This is a genomic window from Sphingomonas sp. (genome assembly GCF_031380695.1).
GTDB lineage: Bacteria > Pseudomonadota > Alphaproteobacteria > Sphingomonadales > Sphingomonadaceae > Sphingomicrobium.
In genome coordinates, this window is sequence record NZ_JANMWY010000165.1 from 1 (window position 1) to 2,516 (window position 2,516).

Sequence of the window (2,516 nt, forward strand, 5' to 3'; positions counted from 1 at the left end):
CGACGCCGCCGCCGTGGTGGAGCGAGACCCAGCTGGCGCCGCTGGCGGTGTTGAGGAGGGCGTTCAAGAGCGGCCAGTCGCTGACCGCGTCCGAGCCGTCCTTCATCGCCTCGGTCTCGCGATTGGGTGAGGCGACCGATCCGCTGTCGAGATGGTCGCGGCCGATGACGATCGGGGCGCTGACCTCGCCGTTGCGGACCATTTCGTTGAACGCGAGGCCGAGGCGGTGGCGCTGGCCCAGCCCGACCCAGCAAATGCGCGCGGGCAGGCCCTGAAACGCGATCCGTTCGCGCGCCATGTCGAGCCAGCGGTGGAGATGGGGGTCGTCGGGGATCAGCTCCTTGACGCGCTGGTCGGTGCGGTAGATGTCCTCGGGATCGCCGCTCAATGCGACCCAGCGGAACGGACCGATGCCGCGACAGAAGAGCGGGCGGACATAGGCGGGGACGAAGCCAGGGAAATCGAACGCGTGCGTCACGCCCTCGTCGAGTGCTTCCTGGCGGATGTTGTTGCCATAGTCGAAGGTGGGAATGCCCATCTCCTGGAACGCCAGCATCGCTTCGACATGGCGGGCCATCGAGTGGCGGGCGGCGGTGGCGACGGCGGCGGGATCGCGCTCGCGCAGCTCGGTCCATTTGGCCACGCTCCACCCGGCCGGGCAATAGCCGTTGGCGGGATCGTGGGCGCTGGTCTGGTCGGTGACGGCGTCGGGGCGGATATTGCGCGCGACCATCTCGGGGAGGATGTCGGCGGCGTTGCCGAGCAGGGCGACGCTGGTCGGCTGGGTCGCGGTAGCGAGGATGGCGAGGGCTTCGTCGATGCTGGTCGCACGATGATCGACATAGCGGGTGTCGAGCCGTTTCTGGATCGAGCTTTCCTGCACCTCGACCGCGATGCAGTGCGCCCCGGCCATGACCGCCGCCAACGGCTGCGCCCCGCCCATGCCGCCGAGGCCGGCGGTGAGGATCCACTTGCCGGTGAGATCGCCGCCGAAATGCTGGCGGCCCATTTCGGCGAAGGTTTCGAACGTCCCCTGCACGATGCCCTGGCTGCCGATGTAGATCCAGCTGCCCGCCGTCATCTGGCCGTACATCATCAGGCCCATGCGATCGAATTCGTTGAACTTCTCCCACGTCGCCCATTTGGGGACGAGGTTGGAGTTGGCGATGAGCACGCGCGGGGCGTCGGGGTGGGTGCGGAAGACGCCGACCGGCTTGCCCGACTGGACCAGCAATGTCTGGTCGTCGTCGAGCCGTTCGAGCGTCTCGACGATCTTGTCATAACAGGCCCAGTTGCGCGCGGCGCGGCCAATGCCGCCATAAACGACCAGGCTTTGGGGATCCTCGGCGACTTCCCCGTCGAGGTTGTTCATCAGCATGCGGACGGCGGCTTCGGTCGTCCAGCTCTTGGTCTTGATCTCGCTGCCGCGGCGGGCGCGGATGTGGCGGGCGTTGTCGCGGCGGTTATCGGTCATGTGTCCATTCCCCCGACAATCCGCCGCGACGGGCCGGGCAGGCCGATCCAGTAGGCCAGCTCGGCGGGATCGTCGATCGGCCAGGCGCACAGGTCGGCGGCCTTGCCGGGGGCGATCGTGCCGACCTCGTCGTCGATGCCGAGCGCGGTGGCGGCGTGAATGGTCATGCCGGCGATCGCTTCTTCCGGGGTCAGGCCGAACAGCGTCGCGGCCATGTTCATCGCCAGCTGCGGGTTGAGCAGGGGCGAGGTGCCGGGGTTGCAATCCGTTGCGACGGCCATCGGCACGCCATAGCTGCGAAAGAGTTCGACCGGCGGCTTTTGGGTTTCCTGAAGCGCATAAAAAGCGCCGGGGAGCAGCACCGCGACGGTGCCCGCCTTCGCCAGCGCCGCGACGCCATCCTCATCGAGCTGTTCGAGATGATCGGCCGACAGCGCTCCGAAGCGGGCAGCGAGGCGGGCGCCGCCGCGGTTGGAGAGTTGTTCGGCGTGGAGGCGGACTCGCAGGCCGTTGAGGGCCGCGGCTTCGAACATGCGCTCGGTCTCGGCGAGGGTGAAGGCGATGGTGTCGCAATAGCCGTCGACGCTGGTGGCGAGCTTGAGCCGGGCGACGGCGGGGATCAGCTCGTCGATGACCAGATCGACATAGTCTTCGCGGCGGTCGGCAAAGTCGGCGGGTAGGGCATGGAGCGCGAGCAGGGTCGGCACGATCCGCACCGCTTCGGCCTGGCCGAGCGAGCGGGCGATATTGAGCAGGCGGATCTCGCTGGCGGGATCGAGGCCATAGCCCGACTTGATCTCGACCGTGGTGCAGCCGCCGGCCATCAGCGCGCGGAGGCGGCGGCGGGCGGCGCCAAGCAGGTCGGTCGCGCCCGAGGCGGCGGTGGCGGCGACGGTCGCGGCGATGCCGCCGCCGGCCCGGGCGATGTCCTCGTACGAAGCACCCGCGCGGCGCATGGCGTGCTCCTGCGCGCGCGTCCCGCCGAAGATGAGGTGGGTGTGGCAGTCGATCAAGCCGGGGGTGACCCAGGCGCCGCCGAGCG

The 2,516-nt window shown here is 68.9% G+C and carries 2 protein-coding genes; both read right to left on the reverse strand.

What is annotated here, in order from left to right; all coding sequences use genetic code 11:
* Positions 1 to 1,474 (reverse strand): urocanate hydratase (gene hutU / locus RMN84_RS06210; RefSeq protein WP_309611321.1); only part of this gene is annotated, 1,474 nt, incomplete at its 3' end.
* Positions 1,471 to 2,516: imidazolonepropionase (gene hutI / locus RMN84_RS06215; protein WP_309611322.1), on the reverse strand; the 1,046-nt coding region annotated here is incomplete at its 5' end. The genes hutU and hutI, both read right to left, overlap by 4 nt.